The organism is Duganella sp. 1411, assembly GCF_017833525.1.
Lineage (GTDB): Bacteria > Pseudomonadota > Gammaproteobacteria > Burkholderiales > Burkholderiaceae_D > Rugamonas.
On the sequence record NZ_JAFICD010000002.1, the window covers coordinates 607,343 to 621,628 of the forward strand.

At 65.0% G+C, this 14,286-nt stretch carries 12 protein-coding genes and 2 tRNA genes; 3 read left to right on the top strand and 11 right to left on the bottom strand.

The window, feature by feature from the left end:
* Positions 1-58 precede the first annotated feature (58 nt).
* Entirely contained in the window at positions 59-1,087 is a 1,029-nt protein-coding gene (locus JOD97_RS14270) for a xanthine dehydrogenase family protein subunit M (protein WP_209718745.1), read from the bottom strand.
* Positions 1,084-1,638 (bottom strand): (2Fe-2S)-binding protein, encoded by a 555-nt coding sequence (locus tag JOD97_RS14275; RefSeq protein ID WP_209718748.1) that lies wholly within the window; start codon positions 1,636-1,638, stop codon positions 1,084-1,086. Before JOD97_RS14275 ends, JOD97_RS14270 begins: the two co-directional genes overlap by 4 nt.
* Positions 1,639-1,829: 191 nt before the next feature.
* Here JOD97_RS14275 and JOD97_RS14280 point away from each other — a divergent pair, with 191 nt between their 5' ends.
* On the top strand, positions 1,830-2,765 hold the full coding sequence (locus tag JOD97_RS14280; RefSeq protein WP_229264452.1) for an isoaspartyl peptidase/L-asparaginase: 936 nt from the start codon (positions 1,830-1,832) through the stop codon (positions 2,763-2,765).
* Positions 2,766-2,778: 13 nt separating this feature from the next.
* Here JOD97_RS14280 and JOD97_RS14285 read toward each other — a convergent pair whose 3' ends face one another.
* From JOD97_RS14285 to JOD97_RS14295, 3 genes are all read right to left on the bottom strand, one after another.
* Positions 2,779-4,992: an SUMF1/EgtB/PvdO family nonheme iron enzyme gene (locus JOD97_RS14285; RefSeq protein WP_229264453.1), complete on the bottom strand. Its 2,214-nt coding sequence runs from the start codon at positions 4,990-4,992 to the stop codon at positions 2,779-2,781.
* 129 nt (positions 4,993-5,121) lie between these two features.
* Positions 5,122-5,598: a TadE/TadG family type IV pilus assembly protein gene (locus JOD97_RS14290; protein ID WP_209718751.1), complete on the bottom strand. Its 477-nt coding sequence runs from the start codon at positions 5,596-5,598 to the stop codon at positions 5,122-5,124.
* Between the two features lie 228 nt (positions 5,599-5,826).
* A tRNA-Ser gene (locus tag JOD97_RS14295) sits at positions 5,827-5,919 on the bottom strand.
* A 195-nt stretch (positions 5,920-6,114) separates the two neighbouring features.
* On the opposite strand from JOD97_RS14295, the gene JOD97_RS14300 reads away from it, so the two are divergent.
* Entirely contained in the window at positions 6,115-6,888 is a 774-nt protein-coding gene (locus JOD97_RS14300) for a thioesterase family protein (protein ID WP_209718752.1), read from the top strand.
* A gap of 71 nt (positions 6,889-6,959) precedes the next feature.
* Here JOD97_RS14300 and JOD97_RS14305 read toward each other — a convergent pair.
* The 6 genes from JOD97_RS14305 to cysS all read right to left on the bottom strand — a co-directional run bounded on the left by JOD97_RS14305 (position 6,960) and on the right by cysS (position 13,344).
* Positions 6,960-7,052, bottom strand: a tRNA-Ser gene (locus tag JOD97_RS14305).
* A gap of 113 nt (positions 7,053-7,165) precedes the next feature.
* The gene (locus tag JOD97_RS14310) at positions 7,166-8,413 is read right to left on the bottom strand and encodes an aspartate kinase (protein ID WP_209718755.1); all 1,248 of its coding nucleotides are present in this window, start codon (positions 8,411-8,413) and stop codon (positions 7,166-7,168) included.
* A 245-nt stretch (positions 8,414-8,658) separates the two neighbouring features.
* Positions 8,659-10,092: a tRNA lysidine(34) synthetase TilS gene (gene tilS, locus JOD97_RS14315; RefSeq protein WP_209718758.1), complete on the bottom strand. Its 1,434-nt coding sequence runs from the start codon at positions 10,090-10,092 to the stop codon at positions 8,659-8,661.
* A gap of 142 nt (positions 10,093-10,234) precedes the next feature.
* On the bottom strand, positions 10,235-11,209 hold the full coding sequence (locus JOD97_RS14320) for an acetyl-CoA carboxylase carboxyltransferase subunit alpha (protein WP_209718761.1): 975 nt from the start codon (positions 11,207-11,209) through the stop codon (positions 10,235-10,237).
* A gap of 84 nt (positions 11,210-11,293) precedes the next feature.
* Entirely contained in the window at positions 11,294-11,953 is a 660-nt protein-coding gene (locus JOD97_RS14325; protein ID WP_209718764.1) for a DNA-3-methyladenine glycosylase, read from the bottom strand.
* Positions 11,953-13,344 carry a cysteine--tRNA ligase gene (gene cysS, locus JOD97_RS14330; protein ID WP_209718767.1) on the bottom strand — a complete coding sequence of 464 codons (1,392 nt, stop codon included), beginning with the start codon at positions 13,342-13,344 and terminating at the stop codon, positions 11,953-11,955. The genes JOD97_RS14325 and cysS overlap by 1 nt, the downstream gene beginning before the upstream one ends.
* A gap of 273 nt (positions 13,345-13,617) precedes the next feature.
* Between cysS and JOD97_RS14335 the strand changes: the two genes are divergently transcribed.
* The gene (locus JOD97_RS14335; RefSeq protein ID WP_209718769.1) at positions 13,618-14,244 is read left to right on the top strand and encodes a peptidylprolyl isomerase; all 627 of its coding nucleotides are present in this window, start codon (positions 13,618-13,620) and stop codon (positions 14,242-14,244) included.
* Positions 14,245-14,286 lie beyond the last annotated feature (42 nt).

Below are 14,286 nucleotides of genomic sequence, written 5' to 3' on the forward strand. Positions count from 1 at the left end.
TTGACGGCGCCGGTGCCTTGGTCGGCCACCGGCGTGCGCAGTGCTTCAATCAGATCGGTCACGTTGGCTCCTTGCCGGTGAATTCGTGGGAATTGTCATGCGTGCCGTCAAGCGCCTGCTCGAGCGCGCGGATCACGGCGCGGCGCGCCATCGTGATCTTGAAGTCGTTGCCGCCCTGCCCCTGGGCGCTGGCCAGCAGCAACTCGGCCGCGTGGGCGAACGCCGCCGGCTCGGCGCGGCGGCCCACCAGCGCCGCCTCGGCCAGCGGCACGCGCCATGGCTTGTGCGCCACGCCGCCCAGCGCCAAGCGCGCGGCGCGCACCACGCCGTCGTCGCCGACGTCGAGCATGGCCGCCACCGACACCAGCGCGAACGCGTACGAGGCGCGGTCGCGGAACTTCAAGTAGGCCGAGTGGGCGGCGAAGTTGGCCGCCGGCGGCAGCGCGATGTGGGTGATCAACTCGCCCGGCGCCAAGGTCGTATCCAACTCCGGATGGTCGCCCGGCAGCCGGTGGAAATCGGCGAAGGCGATCCGGCGCGCGCCGTCGGCCGACTCCACGTGCACCACCGCCTCCAGCGCGGCCAGCGCCACGCACATGTCCGACGGATGGGTGGCGATGCAATGGTCGCTGGCGCCGAGGATGGCGTGCTGGCGGGTCAGGCCGCCGATCGCCGCGCAGCCGCTGCCGGGCGCGCGCTTGTTGCAGACGGTCGCCAGATCGTAGAAATAGTGGCAGCGGGTGCGCTGCAGCAGGTTGCCGCCGTTGCTGGCCATGTTGCGGATCTGCGGCGAGGCGCCGGCCAGGATCGCCGCCGTCAGCAGCGGATAGCCGGCGCGCACCAGCGGATGGTAGGCGGTGTCGGCGTTGCGGGCGGTCGCGCCCAGCAGCAGGCCGCCGTCCGCGCCGGCCACGATGTCGGCCAGCGCCAGGCCGTTGATGTCGACCAGCGCCTGCGGCCGCGCCACCTGCTCCTTCATCAGGTCGATCAGGTTGGTGCCGCCGGCGATGAAGGCGCGGCCCTGGTCGCGGCTGTGATACAGCGCGCCGGTGACGTCGCCCGCTTCGATATAGGTGATCGGATTCATGCCGGCACCGTCCCCGGCAGATACGGCCGGTCGGGATTGTCCTGGTGCTCGGCCAGGCCCATGACCTCGGTCACGGCGGCAACGATGCCGGGATAGGCGCCGCAGCGGCACAGGTTGCCGCTCATGAGCTCGCGCACCTCGGCGGCGGTGCCGGCCTGGCCCTCGTTGATCAAGCCCACGGCCGAACACAGCTGCCCCGGCGTGCAGTAGCCGCACTGGAAGGCGTCGTGCGCGATGAAGGCCTGCTGCAGCGGATGCAGTTGGGCGCCGTCGGCCAGGCCCTCGACGGTGGTGATGTCCTTGCCGTTTTGCATCACGGCCAGGGTCAGGCAGGCGTTGATGCGCTTGCCGCCGACCAACACCGTGCAGGCGCCGCACTGGCCGTGGTCGCAGCCTTTCTTGGTGCCGGCCAGGCCGGCGCGTTCGCGCAGCAAGTCCAGCAAGGTGACCCAGGCCTCGACCTCGAACTGGCGGGGCTGGCCATTGATGGTGAGATTGACGGGATAGGTGGTGCTGGCAACGGGCGGTGCGGTTGAAAGATGGTCGTCCATGGCGGTTCCTGAGGTGGGTTGCCACTACTTTAGCCACCGTGCCCGAACGCCACCGTGTGACAGCGCACGCTCGCGGCTGTTCGGCGGGCTCAAGCTCACACGTCAATGTCCTACCTGTTCTTTCGGGGAACGCCTACAACGTGCGCCGCGCGGCGCGTGCATGATCAGTGGTCCGATCCATTACGCGAGCCATGATGTCCGCCACCGCCTTGAACACCCCGCCCTCGTCCCGTCCGATTGTCGTCACCCATGGCGGCGCCGGCGCCGATGCGCGCGACCGGGATGGCTGTGCCGCCGCCGCAAATGCCGGAATGCAATCCTTGCGCGATGGAAGCGGCGCGTTGCAGGCGGCGGTGGCGGCCGTGCGCGTGCTGGAGGACGACCCCAGATTCAACGCCGGCACCGGCTCGGTACTGCGCATGGACGGCGTCACCGTCGAAATGGACGCGGCCGTCATGGACAGCCAGGGGCGGCTTGGGGCGGTGGCGGGCCTGCGCCGCGTGCGCCATCCGGTGCAGGTGGCGGCGGCCGTGGCGGACACACCGCACTGGCTGCTGTGCGGCGAAGGCGCGCTGCGCTTCGCCCGCCACATCGGCGCCGGCGACCACGACCCGGTGACGCCGCAGGCGCTGCGCAAGCACCAGTCGATGCTGGAAAAACTGCGGCGCGGCGAACGCCTGGTCCATGGCGAGGACAACGCCAGCTTCGCGCAACATTGGAATTATCCGACCCCGCTGGCGGTCGCGCCGGGGCAAGCCTGCGACACCGTCGGCGCGGTCGTGCGCGACGCCGGCGGCCACTACGCCGTCGCCGGCTCGACCGGCGGTTGCGCGCCGGCGTTGCTGGGGCGCGTGGGCGACACGCCGATCATCGGCGCAGGCTTTTATGCCGGCCCGGCCGGGGCGGTGGCCGTCACCGGCATCGGCGAGCACATCGTGCGGCACCTGCTGGCGCACACGGTGCATGGCTGGATGGCCGACGGCATGCCGCTGGACGACGCCCTGCGGCGCGCGCTGACGCTGTTCGATCCGGCCATCGACATCGGCCTGATCGCCGTCAACGCCAGCGACAGCGGCGCTTGCAGCAACCGCGACATGCCGTGGGCGGCAGCGGAAGGCGCCCAATAACGCCGGATCCGCCCTACTCCGCCGCATCCATGACGCTGCGGAATCCCAGGGTGCCCGAACGGTCCTTCGACGGCGCCATCAACAGATATTTTCCGTGTTCGTTCAGCTTGTACGTCTGCGGGAAGTACCAGTAGGAGTTTTGCGGCTGGTAGTAGCTGCCGCCGCGCAGCACCGCCGCGCGCGTGTGCTCGTCGGCGAACTCGTTGGTCCATTGCCAGACGTTGCCCACCAAATCCTCGACCCCGAACGGGCTGGCCGCCCGCGGACGCTGGCCGACAACCTCCGGCGCGGTGAGCTCGCGTCCCTTCTCCGGGGCCGGCACCATCGCCGGATTCCAGTCGTTCCCCCAAGGGTACAAACGCCCGTCCGCGCCTTGCGCCGCGTACTGCCATTCCCATTCGTTGGGCAGGCGCTTGCCGGCCCAGCGCAGATAGGCACGCACGTCGTCGAGCGACACCCACACCACCGGACGCCGCTCGTCGCCCGCCTTGGGCGCGCCGTCGATCCAGTGCCGCAGAAAGTTGCGCCCGTCCGCCGGACGGTAGGCGGTGGCGTCGACGAACTGCTTGAACTGCGCGTTGGTCACCGGATGCTTGTCGATGTAGAAGGTCTTGATCGGCACGCGTTGCACGTGATGCCGGCGCGCCACCGGCTCCCATGGATATTGCACGTCCAGGCCCGGCTTGTTTTCCCCTTCGATCTCCACGCCATGCACCTGGAAGTCGAACAGCGCGCCGGGCACTTTCACCATGCCGGGCGGAGCGGCCCGCGCCAATGGTGTCGCCTCGATCGGCACCATCTTCTGCGGCAGCGGCGCCCACTCGTTCGCATACGATTGCAGCGGCCGGGCAGCCTGTTGCGCGAGCGTTTTCAGCGTGGCCGCCAATCCGGCCACGTCGACGCCGGCATCGACGCGCAGCACGGCGCCGTAGCCATGCGGCGCCATCGACACGTCCAGCTCGGCTTGGCCGTTTTCGACCGTGGGCCGCATCTCCCTGCCATCCCAGACGTCGAAATAGCGCTGGCCGTCGGCGTGCGGGACGCGCATGACGCGCTGGTCGACGCGCCAGTCGGTGCGGTTGATCAGCGTCCAAAGCGTCTTGCCCGGCAGCGGAAACTCGCTGGCGTACACGCCGTAATGCAAGGTGGGCACGTGCGGGCGCCACCCGGCGCTGACCAACTGGTCCGGGAAGGCGCGGTAGATCGTCGAGATGCGGCGCAGGGCCTCGCCGTCGCGCGGCGTGACGCCGTTCCACCAGCCCCAGACGTTTTCCCAGCTTTGCACGCCGACGCCGTTGAAGAAGGCGTCCTGCAACAAGGTGGTGCGGTCGGTCGCCCAGCGGTCGCACACGTGGACCTGATGGCGCGGCTCCAGCCATTTCCATTTGCTGACCAATGGCACGGACGCCGTTGGCCAGTAGCCCCAGCTTTGATTGTTATAGGCGAGCATGCGGTCGTCGCTGAACGCCAGCTCCGGTTCGAGCGCGATGGCGTGGCCGGTGGCGTCGGCGGCGGCGCGGTATTCCAGCGGCAGGCCGAACATCGTGTCGCCGTTGATGCCGTCGGCGCCGATCTCGGCCATCAGCGCCGCCGTCGCCGCGTGGATGGATTTGTCGGGGTCGCGCGTGCCGGTATCCCACGGCATCGTCGGAAAGAACACCTTGACGCCGCGCGCGTGGAAGTCCTCGATCATTTGCCGCACGCCCGCCACCCCGCCGGGCAGGTCGTGCAGCATGTCCCACTGGTTGCGGTCGTCGATGCCGATGTTCGGATACACAGGCCACAGCAACACGCTGTCGATGCCGCCGTAGCGTTGTGTCAAATCGTCGAGGAAGCGCCCGACGGTGTAGCGCCGCGTGACCGGATCGTACAGGTAGCGGTCTTCCATCATCGCCTGGGTTTGCACGAAGTCGCGCTGCGTCCAGCGCAATGCCGGCCGCCGGTACTGGGCGTCGTCATAGCCGATCTTCGCGAGCTGGTCGCCGCGCCAGGCGCGCATCGCGGCCAGCCAGGGCCCGTGTTGGCCGGTGGTGTCGCGCTTCCAGTTGTTCAGGCGCGCCAGCCAGTCGGCCTCGCCACTGTCCTGCTGGTCGGGGCCGAGGATCTGGCTGCCGCGCACCTCGATCTTGGGCGGGTCGCCGGCGGCGGCCGGGCCGGCGTTCGCCAGCAACAGGCCGACGAAACAGGGAGCGAACAGCCGCAGTGGCATCTTCAATTCCAGGCGCATTATTTTCCTTCAGCTTGTTCCATCACGCGAGCGGCAGCGCTGCCGTTCGACAAGGTTGTTTCCAAAGGATGAGAATACCTGAGATTTTCCCGGCCGACGCGGCCGCCGGCGTGGCCGCAGCCCAGGGCGCTATCGGCCCATGTAAGGATACGAAACGTCGACCGTCAGCGGAATCGTCAGCGACAAATAACCAGGGAAAAAGATATCTTCCACCAGCAGCTGGATGCTGACGCGCACTTTTGACGGCCTCGAGTATCCCACGCAGGGACCGCTGTCGCAGTTCACCTGGGCCACGTACGGATAGGCTCCGGGCGCCAGCTCGGCCAATTCCATCGCGATGATGGTGTCGGCCACGGACGCCACCGCCACCGCCCGCGTGGCGTTGCTCATCTCCGTGTCGGGCGCTTTTGAAAGATAACGCGCAGCATCGTGCGCGGCATGCTGGATGACCGTGTAGTGCCAGTACACACGGCCCAAATACAGCGGAAATATCAGCATCAGCACCAGCACGGGCAGAATGAGCGCGAGCTCGACGGCCGCAATGCCGTGCTGTCGGCGGGCGCCCCGGCGGCAGGTCGGCGCCGGCAGGTTGATGCGGTGATTCATAGACCCTCCTCCCGCAGTTGCGGTTCCATCGCGGCTCGATACCAGACACTTCGCAGAGACGATTGTAGAGGTGGTTACTCCCCGGCAATTGACGTGGGACAAGAGAGCTAGTTTTGGGCAACCGTGGCGCGCCATTTATCGATGACGCATGGCGCCCGCTTCGGTTTCCACCGTTCCGTCCAGACAAATAAAAAAGCCTCCCACGGGGGAGGCTGTTTTATTTGATTCTGGCGGAGACGGTGGGATTCGAACCCACGATACAGGTATAAGCCGTATGCATCCTTAGCAGGGATGTGCCTTCGGCCACTCGGCCACGTCTCCTAGTCGATCACTCAACTATGTCCACTTGCCGTGAAGCAGCAATGTGGACGCGAGTTATGATATAGATCGGTAGCCGCTTGGTCAAGGGTACGCCCAACAAATGTCCGTTTTCCAGCTTTCACGACCTTGGCTTATGATAGCAATATGATCAACGATGCGGCCGCGATGGATCGCATGTGAAAACGGATACCCGACATGGCCTACTTTACCCGCCTCAGCGATACAAATTTTCAAGCAACCGAGCATACCGGCGGGGCCTGGAGCGTCCACGAACAACATATCGCACCCGCGATGGGCCTGCTCACCCACTTGATCGAACTGGACTGCGCGCGCCGCGGCAATGGATTCAAGATCGGCCGGCTGGCGTTCGATATCCTGGGCGTCATTCCCATCGAGGAAGTGCAAACCGAGGTCCAGTCGCTGCGCTCGGGACGCACCATCGAACTGATCGAGGCATCCATGCTGCACAACGGGCGCCCGGCGCTCAGGGCGCGCGCCTGGGTGATCAAGCCGAACGATACGAGCGCCATCGCGGGGAGCACCATGCGCCGCATCCCCGGCCGCGACGCGATGCAGCGCTGGGACCCCACCACCGTCTGGCCGGGCGGCTTTATCGCCAGCATCGACATCCATCGCGCCTCCGAGGAGCCGGGCCGGGCGGCGTACTGGGCGCGCGCCAACCACCCGCTGCTCGAGGACGAACCGGTCAGCCCTCTGGCCCGTGCCGCGTCGTTGTTCGATATCGCCAACGGCATGGCGGTGCGCGCCGCACCCACCGCCGTGGTCTTCCCCAACCTGGACCTGACGGCGCATCTGTTCGCGACGCCGCGCGGAGAATGGCTGGGCTTTGACACCTCGGTGTCGTTCGGCGTCGACGGCATCGGCCTGACCAGTTCGACCATTTACGACGAGGCGGGGCCGATCGGCACGCTGGCCCAGATCCTCACGGTACGCCCCAACATCGGTTGAGGTGTCGTCGCCGGCCAGCCGCCGCGACGGGCGAAAAAAAAGCCCCGTTTCCGGGGCTTTTTTTCTGATTCTGGCGGAGACGGTGGGATTCGAACCCACGATACAGGTATAAGCCGTATGCATCCTTAGCAGGGATGTGCCTTCGGCCACTCGGCCACGTCTCCCAGTTGATTGCTCAACCTTGTCCGACCGGCCAAACGTCACCAGAGCAGACGACCGCCATGGTATAGACCGGGACTGATCTGGTCAAGGAAACCGGAGCAATTTTTTGAAAAAATTAAGCCTTTTCCAGTTCGAACGCCTTATGCAGCGCGCGCACGGCCAGTTCCATGTACTTTTCATCGATCAGGACCGAAATCTTGATTTCCGAGGTCGAGATCATCAGGATGTTGATGCCCTCTTCCGACAGCGTGCGGAACATCTGCGAGGCGACGCCGACATGGCTGCGCATGCCCACGCCGACCACCGAGATCTTCGAGACCTTGGCGTCGCCGGTGATGCTGGCGGCGCCCAGCTCGCTCTTGGTGCCGTTCAGGACGTCCACGGCGCGCTGGTAGTCGTTGCGCGAGACGGTGAAGGTGAAGTCCGTTTTACCGTCGACCGACTGATTCTGTATGATCATGTCGACCTCGATATTGGCGTCGGCCACCGGTCCCAGGATGTGGTACGCCACGCCCGGACGGTCCGGCACGCCCAGTACGGTGATTTTGGCCTCGTCGCGGTTGAACGCGATACCGGAGATGACTGCTTGTTCCATGTTTGTATCTTCCTCAAACGAAATCAGGGTGCCAGAGTTGGCTTCTTCTACGATGTCGAGCATCGGGTCGGTCAGCGACGACAGCACGCGGGTCGGCACGCGGTAGTTGCCGGCGAATTCCACCGAACGCGTCTGCAGCACTTTCGAGCCCAGCGACGCCAGTTCCAGCATTTCCTCGAAGGTGATCGCCTTGAGCCGGCGCGCTTCCGACACCACGCGCGGATCGGTCGTGTACACGCCGTCTACGTCGGTGAAGATCAGGCATTCGTCCGCCTTCATGGCGGCGGCGATCGCCACCGCCGAGGTGTCCGAGCCGCCGCGGCCGAGGGTCGAGATGTTGCCGTTGTCGTCGACGCCCTGGAAACCGGTGATGATGACGATCTTGCCGTCGTCGAGGTCGCGGTTGACCTTTTCGTTGTCGATCGATTGGATGCGGGCCTTGGTGAAGGCGGAATCGGTTTTAATCGCCACTTGCCAGCCGGCGTAGGAGACGGCTTTCTTGCCGATCGCCAGCAACGCCATCGACAGCAGGCCGACCGAGACTTGCTCGCCGGTCGAGGCGATCATGTCGAGTTCGCGTGGGTCGGGCTGGGACATGATTTCCTTGGCCAGGCCGATCAGGCGGTTGGTCTCGCCGGACATGGCCGAAGGCACGACGACGATGCGGTGCCCGGCGTCATGCCACTTGGCGACACGCCGCGCGACGTTCTTGATACGGTCCGTCGAACCCATCGACGTACCGCCGTATTTGTGCACGATTAAAGCCATAACAGTGAGGTTTCCGCTCAAATAAAGGTAAATGGAACCCTTAACTCTACATGCCGCAGTGCAAAATAACAAGTCAAAAAGCTCATAAAGCCATACCTTATAAGCATATGCACATACAAAATTTGGCAAAAGCAAGGAAATTTTGACGCGGCTTGCGAGTTCCAACCCGCCGGCCTTTTGCGATACGCCAGCCGCGCCACTTAGGGGTCGGACCCGTGGGGTCCGACCCCGCATGGCAGTGCGGGTTAATCCTCGGCCGACCGCCAACGCAAGGTGATCCGCCCCGCCCCTTCGCCCAGTTGGTTGCAATCCATGCCGATACCGGCGGCGAACAACATCTGCTTGTCGGCGCGCACCAGCGGCAGGCGGCCGCGCTCCCACGCCGGAATGCCCAGCGCCTGGTAGTGGTACTTGAGGCCGCGCGTCGGCCGGTTGTGCGCCGGCTTGAGGCGCTCGCCGCCCTTGCGGAACTCGATGACCAGTGGCCGCCCGCGCAGCCATTCCGGGTCCAGCCCGGCGCCGGCGTCGGCGCCGAGGACATCGAAGTACAGCACGCCGCCGTAGGCCGGGAACGCCAGCTCGCCCTCGCCGTTCCAGACGAAGGCGGTGCCCGGCGTTTGATCGAACTCGTCCTCGCGCGTGCCCTCCAGGTCGGCCAGCTTGGGCGTCAGGTGCAGGCGGTCGCGGTGGCGCCGGACGTGGCAATCGGGGTGCGTGACCAGCAGCTGCGCGCCGTCGCGCGCCTCCAACAGCTGCGTGAGCATTTCGGACAGCCAGGCCGCGCTGGGCATGCGCAGGTTGCGCGTGCCGAACCAGTGGCGCAGCAGGTTGTAGCTGCGGTCGGTGCTGAGCGTGCGCAATTTGGCGATGACGAGGCAGTCGCCGTCGAGACACATCGCCAGGTCCTGTTGCGCCAGCTCGGTCAGCAGCCGCTGCGCCGATTGCGCGTGCTGGGCGCTGCGGGCGAAGCGCTCCTGGAAGCCGGGGAAGGCTTCGGCCAGCGCCGGCATGACCTTGTGGCGCAGCGCGTTGCGGGCGAAGCGCGGGTCGTCGTTCGATTCGTCGTTGATGTAGGCGATGCCGTGCCCGGCCACATACGCGGCCAGTTGCTTGCGCGACGCCGGCAGCAGCGGACGCACCATGACCACCTCCGGATTGGCCAGCAGTTCCGGCGCGGCGTTGGCGGCGTCCATGCCGGACAGGCCGGCCGGGCCCGAACCGCGCAGCAATTGCAGCAGCACGGTTTCGGCCTGGTCGTCCTGGTGGTGGGCGGTGAACAGCAGCTTGACGCCGTGTTCGCGGCACAACGCGCCGAGGGCGGCGTAGCGCGATTTGCGGGCCGCTTCCTCGGTGCCGGTCTTGTCCTTGCGCACCAGCTCGACGCGGCGCGCCTCGAACGTGACGCCCAGCGCGGCGCAAGCTTGTTGGCAATGCGCCAGCCAGGCGTCGGCGTTGGCGCTCAGGCCGTGGTGGATGTGGAAGGCGTACAGCGCCACGCCATGGGCCCGGGCGTGGGCGTGCGCCAGGTGCAGCAGCGCGGACGAGTCCAGGCCGCCGCTGAGGGCGATGGCGATGCGGCCGCCCTCGCCTTCTGCCGGCGTGGGGGCGACGCGCGCCAGCGCGGCGTCGGCGGCTTGTTCGAAAATCGAGGACAGGGTCGGGATTTGCTGCTTCTTCAAGTGCTGCTCCAAAATGCAAAACCGGGGGCGATGGCCCCCGGTGGTGGATTACTCTACGCTCTACCCCTTAGACGATGGGGTCGGACCCCGAGGGGTCCGACCCCGGCCGGCGGTGTGCGGGTTTCGGCGGTGCCGCGCGCTTTTACTCCTGCGGCGTGGTCTCTTTGAACTTCCCGTAGCTCATCAGCTTTTCGTGGCGCGCTTCCAGCAGGTCCTTGGTTTTCATGCCGTGGAACTGGCGCAGCGAGTCGGCCAGCGCGCGCTTGAGCAAGGTGGCCATCTGCTTCGGATCGCGGTGGGCGCCGCCCAGCGGTTCGGTGACGATCTTATCGATCAGGCCGATGGCCTTGAGGCGGTGCGCGGTCAGGCCCAGCGCCTCGGCGGCGTCGGCGGCGCGCTCGGAGGTCTTCCACAGGATCGAGGCGCAGCCTTCCGGCGAGATCACCGAGTAGGTCGAGTATTGCAGCATCAGCACGGCGTCGCCGACGGCGATCGCCAGCGCGCCGCCGGAGCCGCCTTCGCCGATGATGGTGGCGATCAGCGGCACTTTCAGTTCGGCCATCACGTACAGGTTGTGGCCGATCGCCTCGGACTGGCCGCGCTCTTCGGCGTCGATGCCGGGGAAGGCGCCCGGGGTGTCGACGAAGGTGAAGATCGGGATGCCGAATTTTTCAGCCAGCTTCATCAGGCGCATGGCCTTGCGGTAGCCTTCCGGCTTGGGCATGCCGAAGTTGCGCATCGCCCGTTCTTTGGTGTCGCGGCCCTTTTGGTGGCCGATGACCATGCAGGCCTGGCCGTTGAAGCGGGCCAGGCCGCCCACCACCGACAGGTCGTCGGCGTAGGTGCGGTCGCCGTGCAGTTCGTGGAAGTCGGTGAAGATTTCGTTCACATAGTCCATCGTGTAGGGACGCTGTGGGTGACGCGCGATTTGCGCGACCTGCCAAGGGGTCAGCTTTGCGTAGATGTCCTTGGTCAGTTGCTGGCTCTTCTTGGCCAGGCGGTCGATCTCCTCTGAGATATCGACGGCCGAATCATCCTGGACGAATCGTAGTTCTTCGATTTTGCCATCGAGTTCGGCAATCGGTTGCTCAAAATTGAGGAAAGTCGTTTTGGTCATTGTACCTCCGAGTTTATTCTCAGCTGCGGCTCAGTTGCGATCTTGTGACGCGCACAAAAAGGCCTCGCACAGCGATTAGAGTGCTTATTCTACAGCAACCGGGTCCAGGCTACGCCATAAGTACCACGTCGCCACCGTTCTCCACGGCTCCCAATTGGCCGACACCTCGCGCGCGTCGCTGCGCGAGACCGGTTCGCCTGAGAAATAATTTTGGCTGATGCCCTGGATCAAACCGGGGTCGTCCAGCGGCAGGACGTTGGGACGCAGCAGATTAAATATCAAAAACATCTCGGCTGTCCAGCGGCCGATGCCGCGTATCTGCACCAGTTCGGCGATGACGGCCTCGTCGTCCATCTGGCCCCACTGGGCGCTGTGGACGCGTTTGTTCTTGAAGTGGTCCGCCAGGTCGAGGATGTATTCGGTCTTGCGCTTGGACAGGCCGCAGGCCGACAACTGCTCGGCGCCGGCCTTGACCACCTGCGCCGGCGTGCATTTGGGACAGGCCAGCAGCAGCTTGTGCCAGGCGGCGTCGGCCACCTTGGGCGTGACTTGCTGGCCGACGATGGAGCGCGCCAAGGTGGTGAACGGGTCGTCGTGGCCGACCAGGTGCAGGTCGCCGAACTGCGGGATCAACTTTTTCATGATGCGGTCACGCTTCATGAGCTCGATCTTGGCCTCTTCCCAGTACGGCGGCACGGCCGATAGCGGGCCGGCTGCGCCCTCGTTATCCTTGGCGGTGACCATTATGCGCGGCGCCAGTTGGTGGTGCCGTCAGGCTTGTCTTCGAGGATGATGCCGGCGGCCAGCAGATCGGCGCGGATCTTGTCCGATTCGGCGAAGTTGCGGGCTTTTTTCGCTTCGGCGCGCTGGGCGATCGCGGCCGCGATGGCGACGTCGCCGGAGCTGTCGGCGTCGCCGACGACGGCCTGCAGGAATTGCTGCGAGCTGCGGGCCAGCAAGCCGATGACAGCGGCCAGCCCCTTGAGCTGGCGCGCCACGGCCGGCGCTTTCGATTTGTTCAGCTCGCTGGCCAGGTCGAACAGCACAGCCAATGCCACCGGCGTGTTGAAGTCGTCGTCCATGGCTTCGGCGAAGCGCGCGGCGTGCGGCTCTTGCCAGTCGAGCGCAAGGCCGTCGCCTTCGACGCCGTCGAGCGCGGTGTACAGGCGCGTCAAGGCGACGCGGGCGTCGTCCAGGTGCGCGTCGGAGTAGTTGAGCGGGCTGCGGTAGTGGGCGCGCAGGATGAAGAAGCGGATCACCTCGGCGTCGTACTTTTTCAGCACGTCGCGTATCGTGAAGAAGTTGCCCAGCGATTTGGACATCTTTTCGTTATCGACGCGCACGAAGCCGTTGTGCACCCAGTAGTTGACCATGGCGTGGCCGAACGCGCCCTCGGACTGGGCGATCTCGTTCTCGTGGTGCGGGAACTGCAAATCGGCGCCGCCGCCGTGGATGTCGAACTGTTCGCCCAGCAAGGCCGAGCACATGGCCGAGCACTCGATGTGCCAGCCCGGACGGCCCTTGCCCCATTTGGAGTCCCATTTGACCTCGTCCGGCTCCGATTCCTTGGACGCCTTCCACAGCACGAAGTCGAGCGGATCGCGCTTGCCGGTGTTGATGTCGACGCGCTCGCCGGCGCGCAGGTCGTCGAGCGACTTGCCCGACAGGCGGCCGTAGTGCGGAAAATTGCGCACCGCGTAGTTGACGTCGCCGTCGGTGCCCTGGTAGGCCAGGTCCTTGCTCTCCAGCGTCTCGATCAGCGCCAGCATCTGCGGCACGTACTCGGTCGCGCGCGGCGTCAGCGTGGGCGGCAGGATGCCGAGCGCGCCGGTGTCCTCGTCCATGTAGCGGGTGAAACGGCTGGTCAGCTGCGAGATCGTCTCGCCGTTTTCCACCGCCCGCTTGATGATTTTGTCGTCGATGTCGGTGATGTTGCGGGCGTACGTGACCTCGTAACCGGAGGCCATCAGCCAGCGGTACATGACGTCGAACGCCATCATCATGCGCGCGTGGCCGATGTGGCAGTAGTCATAGATGGTCATGCCGCACACATACATGCGGACCTTGCCGGCTTCCATGGGAACGAACGTCTGCTTGTCACGCGCCAGCGTGTTGTAAATCTTTAAATTGCTCATCGGACTCTTGGGTATTCTTTTTTAGAAGCGCGTGCCGGCCCCGGGCAATACGAGAACCTGGCGCGGCACCAAACGGGCGCACCGTGTATTTCATCGCTTGCCGTGGAGACCGACAGACCCTCGGTATAGTTATTTCAATCCACCTTCCAAGAGGTAGAATGGAATGTATTGATTAGTATAGCATTGATAAAAACGGCATTGGCCCGATATGACTGAGGATTTTGGCTCGTCGGGCCGATCGCCATTGACAAAAATCACTATGGGGAAGCAAGAATGTACAAAACGCAGACATCGCTGTTCGGCAAACTGATGACCATGTTCGCGGGCGTCGCGCTGTCGGGCGCCGCGCTGGCGGCCGCGCCCGCCGCGCCGGCGGCCAGCGCCACGCCGCAGGTCGAGATCAAGACCACCATGGGCGACATCGTGGTCGAGCTCGATCGCGAGAAAGCCCCCAAGTCGGTCGAAAATTTCCTCGCCTACGTCAAATCGGGCTTTTATAAAGGCACCATCTTCCACCGCGTGATCGACGGCTTCATGATCCAGGGCGGCGGCTTCGATGAAAAGCTGAACCAGAAAAAGGTCAACAAGCCGGTGCCGATCGAATCGCAGAACGGCCTGAGCAACGTTACCTACTCGCTGGCGATGGCGCGCACCGGCGATCCGAACTCGGCCACCTCGCAGTTCTTCATCAACGTCGCCGACAACGAGGCGCTCAACTATCCGGGCCGCGACGGCTTCGGCTATACCGTGTTCGGCAAGGTGGTCAAGGGCCAGGAAGTGGTCGACAAGATCAAGGGCGTGCTGGTCGACGACAAGGGCATCTTCCAGAACATCCCCGTGATTCCGATCGTCATCAAGTCCGCGACGATTTTGAAGACCCCGATCCAGCCAAAACTGTAAAATAGCGGCCTGCGGCATAAAACCATCTTATTTATCACATCG

Coding starts and splice junctions, on each gene's coding strand:
- JOD97_RS14320 (WP_209718761.1), bottom strand. CDS start 11,209: ATGACCAAAACGACTTTCCTCAATTTTGAGCAACCGATTGCCGAACTC.
- JOD97_RS14290 (WP_209718751.1), bottom strand. CDS start 5,598: ATGAATCACCGCATCAACCTGCCGGCGCCGACCTGCCGCCGGGGCGCC.
- JOD97_RS14335 (WP_209718769.1), top strand. CDS start 13,618: ATGTACAAAACGCAGACATCGCTGTTCGGCAAACTGATGACCATGTTC.
- JOD97_RS14275 (WP_209718748.1), bottom strand. CDS start 1,638: ATGGACGACCATCTTTCAACCGCACCGCCCGTTGCCAGCACCACCTAT.
- JOD97_RS14270 (WP_209718745.1), bottom strand. CDS start 1,087: ATGAATCCGATCACCTATATCGAAGCGGGCGACGTCACCGGCGCGCTG.
- JOD97_RS14285 (WP_229264453.1), bottom strand. CDS start 4,992: ATGCGCCTGGAATTGAAGATGCCACTGCGGCTGTTCGCTCCCTGTTTC.
- JOD97_RS14300 (WP_209718752.1), top strand. CDS start 6,115: ATGGCCTACTTTACCCGCCTCAGCGATACAAATTTTCAAGCAACCGAG.
- JOD97_RS14310 (WP_209718755.1), bottom strand. CDS start 8,413: ATGGCTTTAATCGTGCACAAATACGGCGGTACGTCGATGGGTTCGACG.
- cysS (WP_209718767.1), bottom strand. CDS start 13,344: ATGAGCAATTTAAAGATTTACAACACGCTGGCGCGTGACAAGCAGACG.
- JOD97_RS14325 (WP_209718764.1), bottom strand. CDS start 11,953: ATGGTCACCGCCAAGGATAACGAGGGCGCAGCCGGCCCGCTATCGGCC.
- JOD97_RS14280 (WP_229264452.1), top strand. CDS start 1,830: ATGATGTCCGCCACCGCCTTGAACACCCCGCCCTCGTCCCGTCCGATT.